Consider the following 16298-nt stretch of genomic DNA (forward strand, 5'->3'; position numbering starts at 1 on the left):
TCGGGTATTTTTCAATATGTTAAGATATTTGCGCTAAAGCGCGGTTGATTAGTTTTCTAAGTGGAAATTAACAATCAACAATTTAAGGTGATTATTGCAATGGGGCTCACCTCTTACCATTCCGAACAGAGAAGTTAAGCCCATTAGCGCCGATGGTACTGCATTGTGGGAGAGTAGGTCGTCGCCTTTTTTATACTAAATCCTCAACATTTATTTGTTGAGGATTTTTTTGCTTTAAATCCAACTTGAAACTCACATTTAAATACTGGGTTTCTGCTTTTCTTCATATATAACAGACTTACTGTTTATTTTCATAAAAACACACTCTAAAATTATTCTATTTATTATCTTCAAACTTTAATAAACTAAATGTTTAATGACGATTAATAAGGAACTTGAATTAGCTTGGGAATTTGTAAACAATACAAATCGTTCTATTTTTTTAACAGGTAAAGCAGGGACAGGAAAAACCACCTTTTTACATCGGTTAAAAGTAAATAGTCTAAAACGTATGGTTGTAGTTGCCCCAACAGGTGTTGCTGCTATAAATGCTAAAGGTGTAACGATACATTCCTTTTTTCAATTGCCGTTTGGTCCTATTTTACCAGATTCAGATTTAAATAATCCTTCAGGTTTTAATAGAAAGTTTAATAAGACTAAAATCAATATCATTAAATCCATGGATTTATTAGTTATTGATGAAGTTAGTATGGTGCGTGCCGATTTACTAGATGGAATAGATAAAACATTACGCCGTTTTAAAAATAGAAATAAAGTTTTTGGAGGTGTACAGGTATTAATGATTGGAGACTTACAGCAGTTATCTCCTGTTATTAAAGAGAACGAATGGCATCTGCTAAAACGATTTTATAATAATGGTTTCTTTTTTAGTAGTCATGCTTATCAGCAGTGCGACCCAATCAGTATTGAACTTAAACACATTTATAGACAAGAAAATCCCACTTTTATTCAAATTCTTAATGAAATAAGGAATAATCGACTTACTGAATCTAGCGCAGCCGAGTTGAATAAAAGATTTATATCTGACTTTACCCCAGAACCTGACTCGGGCTATATATCTCTTACTACACATAATAATAAAGCAGAAGCAACTAATAAGTTAGAGTTAGAAAAACTGAATACAAAAGTGTATACATATACAGCCATTGTTGAAGGTAAATTTCCTGAGTTTTCATATCCTAATAGTGAAATATTAGAACTTAAAGCTGGTGCTCAGGTTATGTTTATAAAGAATGATCCAGGCCAAGATAAACGTTATTTTAATGGTAAGATTGGTAAAATAGTAGATTTAGATCATGATGAAGTTACTGTACGCTGTCCCGGAGACGATTTTAATATTGTTACTAAGGCAGAAGTTTGGGAAAATATTAATTATACAGTAGACAAGGAAACTAAAGCCATAACCGAAGATAAAATAGGTGCATTTACTCAAATTCCTTTACGTTTAGCATGGTCTATAACGATTCATAAAAGTCAAGGATTAACTTTTGAAAAAGCTATTATCGACTCTGGAAGCGCTTTTGCACATGGGCAAACCTATGTTGCATTAAGTCGCTGTAAATCCTTAGAAGGTTTGGTTTTGAAAAGTAAAATAACATCAAATCAAATAATTACTGATAGTAATGTGCTTAGCTTCAATAAGAAATCTGAAGAAAATGAACCTGATGAATACGTCTTGGAACATTCTCAAAAACGATTTCAATTAGATTTAATTGCTGAAGTTTTCGGGTTTTATGATTTTTTATATCCTATAAATCGAATTTTAGATATTTTCTATAAGAACAGATCAAGTCTAGAAGGGAATCTTGAAGCCCCTATGCTTGTTGTTAAAACAGCAATTACTAATTTATTAAAAGTTAGTAATGGATTTAATACGCAACTTAGTCAGCTTTCTTTAGAGGAAAGTGGGTCATTAGAGGAGAGTGAAGTTATACAGTCTCGTTTTAATAAAGCCATAACTTATTTTAAATCTGAAATTGAAAAGTATATAGGTGATTCGATAAAAGCTTTTAGTTTTACTACAGATAATCAGGCTGTAGGTGGAGATATTACTAAAAATATGGATGCAATTGCGGAATTGTATGAGTCCAAGTTGTTTTATTTTAGTGAATTATCTGAGGATTTTACAACTCAAAAACTATTAAAAACTCGGGCTAAAGCTGTGTTTTTAGCTAAAGAAAAACCTCGAAAGTCTCGTAAATCTGTTGTAGACGGTACAATTAATGTAGACTTATTTGAGTTATTGCGTGTACTTAGAAATGAAATTGCATCAGAGCATGATTTGGTTCATTTTCAGGTTTTTTCACAAAAATCGTTATACGAAATGTGCGAAGTTCTACCTTTAACTAAAGACGAACTTTTACAAATTAATGGTATGGGTGCTACACGAGTTGAAAAATATGGAACTGCTATATTAAATGTGATTCGTGATTATTGCGATGAAAATGATATACAAACTCATAGCGAAGACACTATTTTCGATGAGGAGCCAACTAAAGTGCGAGATAAAGTTAATACAAAAGTTAAATCATTAGAATTATTTAAAGCGGGTAAAAATATTGAGGCAATAGCTTTAGATCGGGAACTTAATGAAAATACTATTTTTGGCCATTTAGCTAGTTTTATACCTACTGGCGAAATAAAAGTTACAGATTTAATGTCTAAGGAGACATACGATGATCTCTTAAAACGTATTCCTGAAAAAACATTTGAGAATCTTTCCGATTTAAAAAATCAGTTAGCAGATACTTATAGTTATGCCGAAATTCGACTTGTTTTAAATCTCTTAAATTCTAAAGATGACTAATTAATAGTCGAATTATAATTTCTGTGAATTAATTTTAATTAAAGTTTACAAAACTGTGATGATAAAAATCAATTCAACTGTATTAACGAGCGCACATACTGCTTATGTATTATTCTTAATTTTTTAAGTTCAATACGTAATAGTTTAATAAAATCAGTGCTATTCGTTTTACTCATTTCTAGATGCTTACTGTTGTAATATAGGCGATCTATAAAAAAGCGTAGAGATTTCGCGTATCTTATTTTTAGAATTTGATTTGTTTCATTTTCAGTCTCTACAATTTTAGGAACTAAACCCAACGCATCTATAACTAACTTATCAGCAAATTTATCGATATAATTACCTGACCTATGCATAGACATCATATCCTTATCGTTTGTGATATACGAAGCAATATGTCTTGATAGTTTGAAGACATATAAAGATTTCTGATAGATAATTAAATCGTTTATTTTAGAATTACTTGCGTGTGACATGATATTACTAATTAGTGCAAAATTACTCAGTAAAAATTTAAGTTCGCTTTATAATTATAAGTTTAACATCTCTTTTCGATTAAAACTTGTTTTAATAATACCCTGGCAATACTTCCTATGAATATAACCTATAAATACAGCGGTTTATAAATATTTATTTGAGATTTAATACTTATTTTAATAATTGTGATACCTTAGGTTAGGCGCAGACTAATTATTTGTATAAAGTTTTGGAAAACATGGATTTGATTGTGGAAATGTTTGTTAAATTGACTGAAAGCCATCATTTATTTAATAATTAATAAAATTTAAGACTTTTTAGTTTCAAAAAATTATTATAATTTTATCTACTTATATTTTTCGGTAAAACGTATAAATCACTAATTTACATTAATAGCCTAACTCATGAAAAAAACAACTTTAAAAGATATTGCTAAAGCACTAAATGTATCCGTTTCAACAGTATCTAAAGCCCTTCATGATATTCCAGAAATTAGTGAGGAAACTCGAATTTTAATTCAGAATTATGCTAAGGAAAAAAACTACAGACCTAATTATAATGCTTTAAGTTTAAAAAATAAACGAACTAAAAGTATTGGTGTAATTATTCCTAATATGCTTAATTATTTCTATATGCAAGTGTTACAAGGTATAGAGAAAGAAGCTGCAAAAAATGGCTACAGAATAATGACCTGTATCTCTAATGAGTCCTATCAAAAGGAAGTCGAAATTATCGACATGCTTTCAACAGGAAGTATCGATGGTTTTTTATTAGCTATTTCTAAGGAAACTGAAGCGAATGGAGAAATCAGTCATTTTACAGATACTGTTAAATTTGGATTTCCAATAGTGATGTTTGATCGTGTTTCTGATCAAGTTGAATGTGACAAAATTATAAATGATGATTTAAATGCTACTGCAGATGCGGTAAGTTATTTAGTAAATCAAGGTTGTAAACGTATTGCATTTGTATCACCATTAAAAAAATTAAGTAAAGGACGTATACGATTTGAAGGCTATAAAAAAGGATTGGAACAAAATAATTTACCGTTTAATCCAGATTTAATTATAAACGAATCTGAAGCCGATTATAAAAAATATGCCAATATGATTCGCCCGTTATTCGATCATAAAATTGATGGCATATTATCTACAAACGAATCTTCGGCAGTTTCAGCAATGAAATTAGCTAACGAAAATGGTTATAGTATTCCTTCGGATTTAGCTGTTATTTCATTTTCTAATGGTTTACTAGCTCGTCATTCTAATCCTAAACTAACTTGTGTTAGTCAACATGGAGAAATAATGGGAGCTGCTGCTGTTAAGAAATTAATTGAAAAATTAGAACAGAAGAAAGAAGAAAACAAGCCCTTTACAACAGAACTAGTAGAAACAGATATTGTTGTTCGTGATTCTACGCGTTAAATTATAATTTACTGTTTATCTTTTTGGCTATTCATTCTCCATTTTAAATAGTACAACAAACCAATACAAATTAACATAACCACTGTAGTTGTGTGCCAAGTTATGCTATATCCATATGCAGAGATAAGTTGCATACCAGAGTTATGAGCTATAATATGTGCTATAGAAAAGGCTATACTGTATAAGGCCATATATTCACCTTGATTTCCTTTTTTTGCACGTTGTAAAGCAAATGCATTAGAAAAGGGGAATGCAATCATTTCTCCTATAGTCATAAATAACATACCAATAACTAATACACCTACCCAATTACTTAAGTTTAAAAACATAAAACTTATAGCGGTAAGTATAGAGCCAAAAACCACTAATCCTGTTTTGGTATATAGAGACTTTTCTAAATACTTAACTATTGGCATTTCAAGTGCAAAAATTAAGAATCCGTTCATACCCATTAATAAACCAATCTGAAATTCGGATAAATGATGCACTTCTTTATAATATAATGGAATCGTAGAAAAGTATTGTAAAAATGCAATTCCGAATAATAGCATGGCAAACAGAAAGATGATATAGTTACTATCTTTATAAGCCGATTTTGGATTCTCTATAGTGATTTCGTCTGCAATTCTTGCTTTTTTAGGATGTAGCACATTCAATAATAATATACCAGCTAAAAAGCACGTGATACCATCTACCCAGAATAATCCACCGTAACTTAATGTTACTATTATTAATCCACCAATAGCTGGTCCTGCAGAGAAGCCTAAGTTAATAGCTAGTCTAATTAAGGTTACAGATCTTACTTTGTTTTCGGGTTTACTATATGCACTCAATGCTACAAACATGGCAGGTCTAAACATATCTGCAACAATCATAAGTATAAAAACACCGATAGAAATTTCTAAAAACGTTTTTAAAAATTGTAAAGCAATAAATAGAAATCCAGAGAGAACAAGACTAAAAACCATTACTTTATAATAGCCTATTTTATCGGTTAGTTTTCCGCCTAACCAAGATCCAACAACAGACCCTCCTCCAAATGCACTCATAATCCAACCAACATCTGTAAGTGTAAAATGCAAGTTTTTAGTAAGGTAAAGCGACAAAAAAGGAATTACCATAGTTCCTGCTCTGTTTATAAGTGTAATTAAAGCTAACCACCAAACTTCGGTAGAAAGACCTTTAAAAGTGTTTATGTAATTAGAAAAAATAGTTTTCATTGGTTTTGGTGTGATTAAGTACAAAAAAACGTCCAACTTAAAAGGTTGGACGTTTTTTATATAATATCGAAAATGTTATATACAGAAAGTCCAGTATCTTGGTTTAGATACACGTGTAAGTTTATAAAGCATTTTTCTGATTAACATAATAGATATTTTCAAGTTCAAATCTAGATAAAAATATGATAAGTTGTATTTTTGAATTTAAAATTTATTTAAATGAAATTTCTACTCTATATATGCTTGTTTATTAGTTTGTCGTCTTGTTTTCAAAACAAAGAACCATTACTTGGCGATACACCGTTTCAGAAATCATTAAATAGCAGTTTTAAAGATGCGAGCACATCTCCATTAAAAAAGAAAGATAGAAAAACCTTTAAAGGTTTAGATTTTTTTAAAGTAGACTCAGCTTATATTGTAAAAGCTAAATTAAAACATACACCAAATACTACATTTTTTGCGATGCCAACAACAACAAATCGTATGGCTCAAGAACGTGTTTTCGGAATTGTAAGTTTCAATATTAAAGGAGAAGATTTTGAGCTTAAAATTTACGAAAGTCAAGATTTACTAGATAAAGAAGGTTATGAAGATTATTTGTTTCTGCCTTTTCTAGACTTAACAAATGGCGATTCTACATATGGTGGCGGACGTTATATTGAATTACGAGTAAATGATAAAGTGCGTGATAGTATAATAACTATAGATTTTAACACGGCGTTTAACCCATATTGTGCTTATAACGAAAAGTATTCCTGTCCAATTGTACCTCGTGATAATTTTATTGATACTGAAATTAAAGCAGGAGTAAAGGCTTTTATTAAAGAATAGAAATTCTAAGATTTAGCAACATCATTTTATCACATTAGTTGCTATGGTCTTGAAATTGAAAAATTACATAACGGTATTTATGTATTTACAAGGTATCGTTATCATCTTCCAAAGGCAATTTTAGGTTTCGTAAGTCTAAAGGAATTGAGTCGGTTTCATTACCTATTGCGACATAGATTTCGGTAATCCAATCTGCTGGATTAATTTTATATTTCGGATTAGTAACGTAGGTTTCTAACATTAAATTTTCATTAGATTTTTCAATACCATTCGTTTCTAAATGCTCGAAAGTTTTTTTCCATGCCTTATCTAAATGGTCATAATCTCCTTTTAAAGTCGTTTTTAGTGTTCTAAAAGAAGGTAATAATCCAGTTAGTATATCAGGTTCGGTTGTTATTACTTGCGTTGTTGTAGGTATACAATACGAAAATATTACGGCATCATTTTCCGTATCTAATTTATTGTAAAGTACAAAAGGGAATCCAGCCATAGGAATGTTGTTTTCGATAACATACTCAGTAAGTTCTGGTTTAATGGCTTGTATTTTATCTTGTAAGTTAGCAAGTTTACACGAAGTGGTTTTGTATAAATAATAACTTCCGCTATGGTTTGTAATTCCATTTATGGTAATGCTATACACTTTCATGCTAGCAGAAATTAAAGAGTCTAATTGATTTAAACTGGTTTCGAATTTTGGAGCAAGTTCATCTTCAAGAGTTCCAAAGAATGCATAATAGGCTTTCTTTTTAAAAGGTATGTTTTTGCTTGCCATTCCAAATGTTACTGTAGATGTTTTAGCAGAAACTGAATCTATTTCCCAGTTTAATTGAGATACTGGATATTCAGGAAATACAATTTTTTGATGAATTTGAGATGGTTTCGATACTTCGGTAGTTGTTATTCTTCCAATAGCATTATCGTGTAACCAGGTGTAGTCTTTAGTATTTAAAATGGAGTCAGATGTACTTGTTTTTTTCCAAGGTACCCAAGTGCCCCAATTATTTAAGTTGTTAATGTAATTATAGACTACTTCTTGCGGCGCATCAAAAGTTTTTGTTTTTGAAAAGCTAATATCGTTTGGTTGCACAGCAACATAAATTGCCGAACCTATAAACGCAATTAATAGTATGAATAAAATATATTTGGTGGATTTCATTTGTGTAACGTTGAATAGAATCAAAGATAATCAATTTTATTCCATTTTTTTTAAAAGTGTATTCGTTCTTTAATGCAGATACCCCTTAAATATTTCGTGCATAAAGTTATAGCCTTTAGCCGTGTAAGCTGTTTAAAAGATACGATAGAGAATAAACAGTTGTCTTTATCGAATAACGTAAAATAGTAACCTTAATTTTGTTGTTGAAAAAAGAAAAGATTGTGTAGTGTGCGCCAGGTAAATAAATTATAATTCCGTTGATTTTTAACCTTTAAAGATTAATTTTATACAGATAATAAATAATAAGAAGGCAATAAACCCAATTAACACCCAAATACTACCACTATAATGTTTCTTGTGTAGTGCGAAATCTTTTTTGTAGGTATAAAAAATAGAGATAGCAAAAACAATGAAAAATATGATTCCAAAAATCATTTGACCTTTTGTAAACATGGGGTAATGTGCGAATTAATTATAAATTGGGCGCGTAAATTGTAAAAAGTTGAAATTACACTCTAAAACAAAGATTTCATTGTAAAGTTTTCAACTTTGTAAATGTAAACAAAAAAACAATATTTTAATAACATGAAGGATAAAATAGAATCAGTAAAGGCTTTTCATACTGCTTTTAAATTAGGATATAGCGAAACTCAACGTGCCGATTTAGGGGAAAGCAAAAACAAGTTGCGTTATAATTTAATGAAGGAAGAAAATGAAGAATACCTAGAGGCTGTAAATAATAAAGATCTTGTAGAAGTAGCAGATGCCCTAGGCGATATGCTATATATATTATGCGGAACAATTATAGAGCACGGTTTACAGCATAAAATTGAAGCTGTATTTAACGAAATACAACGTAGTAATATGAGTAAGTTAGACGATAATGGTGAACCTATTTATAGAGCAGACGGAAAAGTATTAAAAGGGCCTAATTTTTTCGAGCCAGATTTAGCTTCTATTCTAGAGGAATAAAAAAAGAGCGACTAAATTTAGTCGCTCTTTTTGGTATTATATACTTTCTCTCCAACCGTAAGGGTCTTCAGTTTTATTATATTGTATGCCGTTTAATTTTTCTTTAAAAGTATCGGAATAGCGTTTGTCTTGTTTTGGTATCTCGAACAATTCTCCCTTATGAGAGAATGCAGAAATAGGACTTACAACCGCAGCAGTTCCAGAACCAAAAATCTCTTTAAGAGAACCATTTTTACTCGCTTCAACAATTTCGGTAACCTTTACAGGTCTAACGTCTACAGTAATACCAGAATCCTGAGCAATTTGAATAATACTTTTACGAGTAATTCCGTCTAAAATACGCTCGCTCGTTGGAGCAGTAACTAGAGTGTCATTAATTCTAAAAAACACATTCATTGTACCCGCTTCTTCTAGGTACTCATGTTTATCGGCATCTGTCCAAATAATTTGCTGGAAACCTTCTTGATTTGCAAGATTAGTAGGATAAAACTGTGCCGCATAATTACCTGCTGCTTTAGCATAACCAACACCGCCGTTAGCCGATCTACTAAACTGTTCGGCTACTAAAACGCGAACATCTCCAGAATAATAGGACTGTGCAGGAGAACAAATAATTAAGAATTTGTATTCTACTGCAGGTGATGCTGCAATAGCAGGTTCTGTAGCAATAACAAATGGTCTAATGTAAAGTGAATTTCCAAAACCTGGCTTTACCCAATCCTTATCTAAATTAATAAGTGCTTTTAATCCATCCATAAACACATCTTCTGGGAATGCAGGCATAGCCAGACGTTCTGCAGATTTGTTTATACGTGCCAAATTATCTTTCGGTCTAAATAACCAGACGTCGTCATTATCATCTTTATACGCTTTCATACCTTCAAAAACGGCTTGACCGTAATGAAAAACACGTGCCGAAGGATCTAAAGTTAATGGGGCATAAGGTGTAATTTCTGGCTTCTGCCATACACCATCTTTAAAATCACATGTAAACATATGATCTGTAAACACTTTTCCAAAAGACAAATTTTCAAAATCAACATCTTGTATCTTGCTCGTATTTGCTTTTGTAATTTCAATTGAATTAGTCAAAATATTACAATTTACTTAATTAAACAGTATTCTAAATTATAGTATAAAAGTAGTACAAAAATTTTAAAAGTGTTTTAAAAATCGTGTATATTTACGTCTTATTTTAACTGCTAATCGAGTTCGTATTACTTTCAATTAGATTTGAAATTTTAATGAATATTTCGTAATTTATAGTGTATTGGAACGTAAAATTATTACTACAGCCGATGGTTCTTCAACCATTTATTTGCCAGATTTAGATGAAACCTATCATTCTAGGCACGGTGCTATTCAAGAGGCTATACATGTGTTTATTAAATCGGGATTAGAATTTTGGCTGAGTAAAAATCCAGAATCACACCATCTTAATATTTTAGAAATTGGATTTGGAACGGGACTAAATGCCTTTTTAACCTGTTTGCAAGCCGAAGAGTTACAGTGTAATATAGCATATACTGGTGTCGAGGCTTACCCTGTATCTCAAGCAGATTTAGAACATATAAATTATGCCAACGAAATTTCGTCTGGTACTCAAGAATCTGTTTTTAAGAAACTTCATGCTGTAGATTGGGAAATCCTGCAAGATATTACCAGTCGATTTAAAATATTAAAACAAGAAAAAACCTTTGCCGATATTACAGATGAAGCTATACATGATCTAATCTATTTTGATGCATTCGGACCACGAGTGCAACCAGAATTATGGGGAGAATCTGTGTTTAATATCATGATTAAGGCTTTAAAGCCAGGTGGTATATTAGTTACATATTCTGCACAAGGTAATGCCAGACGTGCTATGCAAGCTGTAGGGTTTTTAGTAGAACGCATTCCAGGACCTCCAGGAAAACGAGAAATGTTACGAGCCCGAAAACCTTTTTAAATTTTAAAGATGAAGCCAATTATAGAAGACGAGTTGTTTAAAAATGAAGATTATAGAAGAACTCCGTTAACTATATCCGACTACGACAATTGTTCATTCGAACAGTGCGATTTTTCTAACGGAAATCTATCAGGAATTGTATTTAACGAATGCGAGTTTATAGATTGTAATTTAAGTAATACCACAATTAAAAACACCACATTTAACGATGTTACATTTTCTGGATGTAAATTATTAGGCTTAGAATTTAAGCATATAAATACATTTTTAATGCGATTTAGTTTTAGTAATTGTAATTTACAAATGACTCAATTCGATTTTTTAAAACTGAAACAAACCTTATTTGTGAATTGCGAATTACAACAGGCAACTTTTAATGGAACCGATTTATCTCAAGCTGTTTTCGACGAAAGTAATTTACAAGACACCTTGTTTGATGATGCTAATTTAGAAGGAGCTCATTTTCAAACCGCTTATAATTTTAATATCGATCCAGAACGTAATAAAATGCAAGGAGCTAGGTTTTCAAATTCAGATTTAGAAGGACTCTTACAGAAATATAAACTTAAAATTGATTAATTGAGTTTATAATATTTTACTAAAATTTACTCAGATTACTGTTAAACCTTACTTAATCACTATGCTAAGGACTATTGTATTTGGTATTTTTGATAAAAAATAGAATATGGGTGTTTTAATTACTGGCGCAACCGGACTTTTAGGAACTAGAATCGTGGAGCTTTGTCTTCAAAAGGATGTGCGTGTAAAATATTTAACCACCAGTAAAGAAAAAATTGTTAGTAAAAAGAATTACAAAGGTTACTATTGGAATCCTGAAACTAACGAAATAGATACAGACTGCTTTAAAGATGTAAAAGTCATTATACATTTAGCAGGAGGAACAGTTTCTAAACGCTGGACACCTTCAAACAAAAAAGAAATTTTAGATAGTCGGGTTATATCTACACGAGTATTGCATCGCGGAATACGCTCGTTACCTAATCATAATGTGTTACAAATTATTTCGGCTAGCGGAATAAATATTTATCCAGATTCGCTAACCAAATATTATAATGAAAGTGAAACTGAAACAGACGATTCCTTCTTAGGTGATGTTGTAAAAGCTTGGGAAGCCGAAGTCGATACGTTTTTCGGATTAAATATAAAAGTTGCTAAAGTACGAATAGGACTTGTACTGTCTAATGATGGTGGTGCATTTCCAGAATTTAAAAAACCTACAGAGCTAGGCTTAGGAGCTGTTTTTGGTAAAGGGGAGCAATGGCAATCTTGGATTCATATAGACGATGTGGTTCGTGTGTTTATGTATTTATTAAAATATTGTGGAGAAGGCACGTTTAACGCTGTGGCTCCAAACCCAGTGACTCAATCGGAATTAATAAAATCTATAGCCAAAACTATGGATAAACCTATGTTTTTACCAAACATACCTCGAGTGGTCATGAAGTTGGTTTTAGGCGAAATGCACGATTTGCTTTTTTCTAGTCAGCGTGTTAGTAGTAAAAAGATAGAAGAAGAAGGGTTTGTTTTTAAGTATCCAAACTTACAACCTGCACTTTTAGAATTGTTATCATAAAAAAAGACTATCCTTTTAGATAGTCTTTTCGTGTTTTCATAATATTAATTTAATGCTAAGATTTCGAAGCATTAATTTCAATAGTTAATTCTACTCCGTCGTTAATAAATTTATCACCTAAATTATCGAAAACAGATTTAGACCCGAAGTTTACACCCCAAAGTGTTCTATCAATTGTAAAGGTTTCGCTAACCAAACTTAAAGATTCTCCGTCTACAGTAACGGTTACTGGAAAAGATACATTTTTCTCAATATCTTTCATCTTTAAGTTACCAGAAAGCATTGTTTTACCAGCGTCATTTTTAGAAACTCCTGTAACTACAAAACTTGCTGTAGGATATTTGTTTACATTAAAAAAGTCACCTTCTTTACCTTCAACAGTTCCTTTTAAGTGCGCTTCAAGGTTGTCTTTTTTATCTCCGTCAACATCTAAAGCGACTATACTATTCATGTCTATTACAACAGTACCGCTTTGTATACTGTTATCTGTGGCAGATAAAGTACCCGATTCAATGTTAATGGTTCCGTTGTGTGTGCCTGTAGGTTTAAAACCTTTCCACTCAATAGTAGATTTTTCTGTGTTAATCTTGTATTCGGTAGAAGCATTTGCGCTTGTAGCAACAGGTTCTGCTGCTGTAGTACCGGCTTCTTTAGCTTTATCTTTACAAGATGTAACAGAAACTCCAATTGATAATACACATAGTAGTGTTAATAATCTATTTTTCATAATACTTCTTTTTACGATTAAATTCAAAAATAACTAAAAAGGAATGACTAGTGAAAAAAACATAAAATTTATTTGTGACATTTTGGCAAATATTGAAAGATGGCAGTACTTTTGCCTTTAATGGATAGTGTTTATTTTAAATTAGAAAGACATGAGTAAAGAAGAGAATCAAAAAGACGTAGAAGTCGACAATATAGAAGAACAAGTAGAAGGTCAGGTAGAAGATCAAGTCGTTGAAAATCAAGAAGTATCTGTAGAAGAGGAATTACAGATAAAATTGAAGGAAGAGAAAGACAAATTTCTAAGATTATTTGCTGAGTTCGAAAATTATAAAAAACGAACGTCTAAAGAACGTATTGAATTATTTAAAACTGCCAACCAAGATGTCATGGTTGCGTTATTACCTGTTTTAGATGATTTTGACCGTGCTTATAGCGAAATTTCAAAAACAAAAGAAAAAGATCTTTTAAAAGGGGTGGAGTTAATAAACAATAAGTTTAGAAATGTACTTCAATCTAAAGGTTTAGAAGTTGTAGAAGTCGCTGCTGGAGATACTTTTAATGCAGATCACCATGAAGCAATTACTCAAATTCCTTCTCCAACACCAGACTTAAAAGGAAAAATTATAGATGTTATTGAAAAAGGTTACAAATTGGGAGAAAAGGTAATCCGGTTTCCTAAAGTGGTAATAGGACAATAACACATTCACATTATAAATTATAGTGTAAAAAATATTAACGGTCGAAAGTGACACACACAATGAAGAGAGATTATTACGAAATTCTAGGAGTTAGCAAAAGTGCAACTGGGGCTGAAATAAAAAAAGCTTACAGAAAAAAAGCGATTGAGTTCCACCCAGATAAAAATCCAGATAACAAAGAAGCTGAAACCAAGTTTAAGGAAGCAGCAGAAGCTTACGAAATTTTAAGTAACCAAGACAAAAAAGCAAGATACGATCAATTCGGTCACCAGGCATTCGAAGGTGGTGGCGGAGGCTATGGTGGTAGCGGCCATATGAATATGGACGACATCTTTAGCCAGTTCGGTGATATTTTTGGTGGCGGTGGCTTCGGCGGCGGCGGATTTTCAGGCTTTGGTGGTGGCGGTGGTCAACGCCGAGTTAAAGGGAGTAACCTTAGAATTCGTGTAAAATTAACGCTAGAAGAAATTGCTAACGGTGTAGAAAAGAAAGTTAAAGTTAGACGTAAAGTACAAGCTGAAGGGACTACTTATAACACATGTTCTACGTGTCAAGGTTCTGGTCAAGTTACTCGTATTGCTAATACTATTTTAGGTCGTATGCAAACTGCAGCACCTTGTACAGCATGTGGAGGATCAGGGCAAACTATCGATAAAAAACCTAAAGATGCAGATGCTCAAGGGTTAATAGTAAAAGAAGAAACTGTTTCTATTAAAATTCCAGCAGGAGTTGTAGATGGTATGCAACTTAAAGTTACAGGAAAAGGTAACGAAGCTCCTGGTGCTACGGGTATTTCTGGTGATCTTTTAGTTGCTATCGAAGAAGAAGTACATGAAAATTTACAACGTGAAGGCGATAATCTTCATTTTGATTTATATGTAAGTGTTCCAGATGCTGTTTTAGGAACATCTAAAGAAATAGAAACTGTAACAGGAAAAGTCCGTATTAAAATTGAAGCCGGTACACAATCTGGTAAAATTTTACGTTTACGCGGAAAAGGTATTCCTAACATTAATGGTTACGCTAAAGGAGATTTATTAGTGCATGTTAATGTATGGACTCCTAAAACATTAAATAAACAACAAAAAGAATTTTTTGAAACCATGCGTGAAGATGATCATTTTTCACCAAAACCAGAAAGTTCAGATAAGTCATTTTTTGAGAAAGTAAAAGATATGTTTTCTTAAATATATAAGGCTTTATACATGTTAAAACATCCACCTCTATAGGGTGGATGTTTTTGTTTTGTGTATTTCGTAAAATATATATTAAAAAATTATGTGATTTGTAATATAAAGTATTATATTTGAGTAATTACTAATTTAGTTTAGTAAAATTTTTCTTTTTCATAGCAATTTTTTTCCCATCCTTAGGTTTATTTAAGGGTGGGTTTTGTGTTTATAGAGATAACGGGTTTTTAGTAACTATTATTAAACATGTTGTCTTACATTTAATATATTTACACACTCAATTAACTAAACGCACGAATGCATAATATTTTAGAGGCGCATAATATTTCTAAAAAATTTGGAGATTTTACAGCGCTTAATCAAGTTTCCATAAACGTACCTCAGGGCAGTATTTTTGGCTTATTAGGTCCAAATGGTGCAGGAAAAACCACATTAATCCGTATAATAAATCAAATTACCATGCCAGATTCTGGACATGTAATTTTAGACGGAGAAGCTTTAAAAAATCATCATATACAAGATATCGGGTATTTACCAGAAGAGCGTGGTTTGTATAAATCTATGAAAGTTGGCGAGCAAGCTTTATACTTGGCACAGTTAAAAGGGTTAAGTAAAGCAGAAGCTAAAAAGCGACTACATTATTGGTTTGACCGTTTAGATATTGGAGATTGGTGGAATAAAAAAATTCAAGAGTTGTCTAAAGGGATGGCTCAAAAAATTCAATTTGTGGTTACTGTTTTACACGAACCTAAATTATTAATTTTCGATGAACCTTTTTCTGGATTCGACCCTATAAATGCTAACCTTATTAAGGATGAAATTCTTCGCCTTAGAGACAATGGAGCTACCGTAATTTTTTCCACCCACCGTATGGAATCTGTAGAAGAATTATGCGACCACATTGCATTAATACATAAATCGAATAAAATTCTTGACGGAAAGTTAACAGAAATTAAAAGAGCTAATAAAGATAACTCGTACGAAATTGGAGTGAAGACTTCAAATATTGATGCTTTACATAAAGAGTTAACCGAAAAATTTGATGTGTCGCCTGCACAATTTAAAACCATAGACGAACAATTAAAAGTGAATGTAAAATTAGGAGATAGCGGAAATCCTAACGAATTTTTAAAGTATTTAACTACAAAAGGAGAAGTATCTCATTTTGTTGAATTGTTACCAAGTACCAACGATATTTTTATAAAAGCCATTCAGAATAATAGCTAAAC

Annotated in this window: 15 protein-coding genes and 1 rRNA gene; 11 read left to right on the plus strand and 5 right to left on the minus strand. The window is 31.7% G+C overall.

Annotated features, from left to right (window positions below):
• Positions 1-83 precede the first annotated feature (83 nt).
• Both rrf and BN863_RS03650 read left to right on the plus strand, forming a co-directional pair.
• Positions 84-190 (plus strand): 5S ribosomal RNA (rrf, locus tag BN863_RS03645).
• A 186-nt stretch (positions 191-376) separates the two neighbouring features.
• Entirely contained in the window at positions 377-2827 is a 2451-nt protein-coding gene (locus tag BN863_RS03650; RefSeq protein WP_038527651.1) for a helix-turn-helix domain-containing protein, read from the plus strand.
• A gap of 68 nt (positions 2828-2895) precedes the next feature.
• Here the strand turns inward: BN863_RS03650 and BN863_RS03655 are convergent, their stop codons facing one another.
• Positions 2896-3303 (minus strand): hypothetical protein, encoded by a 408-nt coding sequence (locus BN863_RS03655; RefSeq protein WP_038527653.1) that lies wholly within the window; start codon positions 3301-3303, stop codon positions 2896-2898.
• 405 nt (positions 3304-3708) lie between these two features.
• On the opposite strand from BN863_RS03655, the gene BN863_RS03660 reads away from it, so the two are divergent.
• Entirely contained in the window at positions 3709-4728 is a 1020-nt protein-coding gene (locus tag BN863_RS03660; RefSeq protein ID WP_038527655.1) for a LacI family DNA-binding transcriptional regulator, read from the plus strand.
• Between the two features lie 8 nt (positions 4729-4736).
• Here the strand turns inward: BN863_RS03660 and BN863_RS03665 are convergent, their stop codons facing one another.
• Positions 4737-5948: an MDR family MFS transporter gene (locus tag BN863_RS03665; protein WP_038527657.1), complete on the minus strand. Its 1212-nt coding sequence runs from the start codon at positions 5946-5948 to the stop codon at positions 4737-4739.
• A gap of 219 nt (positions 5949-6167) precedes the next feature.
• Between BN863_RS03665 and BN863_RS03670 the strand changes: the two genes are divergently transcribed.
• Positions 6168-6779, plus strand: a complete 612-nt coding sequence (locus BN863_RS03670; protein ID WP_038527659.1) for a DUF1684 domain-containing protein — start codon at positions 6168-6170, stop codon at positions 6777-6779.
• A gap of 85 nt (positions 6780-6864) precedes the next feature.
• Here BN863_RS03670 and BN863_RS03675 read toward each other — a convergent pair whose 3' ends face one another.
• Entirely contained in the window at positions 6865-7935 is a 1071-nt protein-coding gene (locus BN863_RS03675; protein ID WP_051774471.1) for a GyrI-like domain-containing protein, read from the minus strand.
• 585 nt (positions 7936-8520) lie between these two features.
• On the opposite strand from BN863_RS03675, the gene BN863_RS03685 reads away from it, so the two are divergent.
• Positions 8521-8907, plus strand: a complete 387-nt coding sequence (locus BN863_RS03685; protein ID WP_038527663.1) for a pyrophosphohydrolase domain-containing protein — start codon at positions 8521-8523, stop codon at positions 8905-8907.
• Between the two features lie 36 nt (positions 8908-8943).
• On the opposite strand, the gene BN863_RS03690 is transcribed toward BN863_RS03685, so the two are convergent.
• A complete protein-coding gene (locus BN863_RS03690) occupies positions 8944-9999 on the minus strand; it encodes a branched-chain amino acid aminotransferase (protein ID WP_038527665.1) in 1056 nt (351 codons plus the stop codon).
• Between the two features lie 178 nt (positions 10000-10177).
• Here BN863_RS03690 and mnmD point away from each other — a divergent pair, with 178 nt between their 5' ends.
• From mnmD to BN863_RS03705, 3 genes are all read left to right on the plus strand, one after another.
• Positions 10178-10858, plus strand: coding sequence for a tRNA (5-methylaminomethyl-2-thiouridine)(34)-methyltransferase MnmD (gene mnmD / locus BN863_RS03695; RefSeq protein ID WP_038527667.1), 681 nt, complete (start codon positions 10178-10180; stop codon positions 10856-10858).
• Positions 10859-10867: 9 nt separating this feature from the next.
• Positions 10868-11437: a pentapeptide repeat-containing protein gene (locus BN863_RS03700; protein WP_038527669.1), complete on the plus strand. Its 570-nt coding sequence runs from the start codon at positions 10868-10870 to the stop codon at positions 11435-11437.
• A gap of 106 nt (positions 11438-11543) precedes the next feature.
• The gene (locus BN863_RS03705; protein ID WP_038527671.1) at positions 11544-12452 is read left to right on the plus strand and encodes a TIGR01777 family oxidoreductase; all 909 of its coding nucleotides are present in this window, start codon (positions 11544-11546) and stop codon (positions 12450-12452) included.
• Between the two features lie 55 nt (positions 12453-12507).
• On the opposite strand, the gene BN863_RS03710 is transcribed toward BN863_RS03705, so the two are convergent.
• Entirely contained in the window at positions 12508-13179 is a 672-nt protein-coding gene (locus BN863_RS03710) for a YceI family protein (RefSeq protein ID WP_038527673.1), read from the minus strand.
• A 151-nt stretch (positions 13180-13330) separates the two neighbouring features.
• Here BN863_RS03710 and BN863_RS03715 point away from each other — a divergent pair, with 151 nt between their 5' ends.
• The 3 genes from BN863_RS03715 to BN863_RS03725 all read left to right on the plus strand — a co-directional run bounded on the left by BN863_RS03715 (position 13331) and on the right by BN863_RS03725 (position 16296).
• Positions 13331-13879, plus strand: coding sequence for a nucleotide exchange factor GrpE (locus BN863_RS03715; protein ID WP_038527675.1), 549 nt, complete (start codon positions 13331-13333; stop codon positions 13877-13879).
• A 59-nt stretch (positions 13880-13938) separates the two neighbouring features.
• Positions 13939-15066, plus strand: coding sequence for a molecular chaperone DnaJ (gene dnaJ, locus BN863_RS03720; RefSeq protein ID WP_038527677.1), 1128 nt, complete (start codon positions 13939-13941; stop codon positions 15064-15066).
• Between the two features lie 300 nt (positions 15067-15366).
• Entirely contained in the window at positions 15367-16296 is a 930-nt protein-coding gene (locus BN863_RS03725) for an ABC transporter ATP-binding protein (RefSeq protein WP_038527679.1), read from the plus strand.
• Positions 16297-16298: the final 2 nt, after the last annotated feature.

Source organism: Formosa agariphila KMM 3901, assembly GCF_000723205.1.
Lineage (GTDB): Bacteria > Bacteroidota > Bacteroidia > Flavobacteriales > Flavobacteriaceae > Formosa > Formosa agariphila.